General features: G+C 74.1%; 1 pseudogene. It reads left to right on the forward strand.

The window, feature by feature from the left end:
- Positions 1-192: 192 nt before the first annotated feature.
- Positions 193-320, forward strand: a pseudogene (locus JHD67_RS21765) (cytochrome c-type biogenesis CcmF C-terminal domain-containing protein); the annotation flags it as partial.

Raw genomic sequence — 320 nt, forward strand, 5'->3', positions numbered from 1 at the left:
CCCCCCCCCCCCCCCCCCCCCCCCCCCCCCCCCCCCCCCCCCCCCCCCCCCCCCCCCCCCCCCCCCCCCCCCCCCCCCCCCCCCCCCCCCCCCCCCCCCCCCCCCCCCCCCCCCCCCCCCTTTTCCAACCACACCCCGCAAACCGAGATTCGGTCACGGGTCTCGTGGGCTCGGAGATGTGTATAAGAGACAGACCTTATGCTGACCGTAGCTGCCGCGATGGTGCTGCTGGGCACGCTGTTCCCGTTGATCGGCGATGCGCTCAACCTGGGCAAGATCTCGGTGGGTCCGCCGTACTTCGGTTTTCTGTTCACCCTGCT

Source organism: Dyella sp. ASV21, assembly GCF_016428975.1.
In the GTDB taxonomy this organism is placed as follows: Bacteria; Pseudomonadota; Gammaproteobacteria; order Xanthomonadales; family Rhodanobacteraceae; genus Dyella.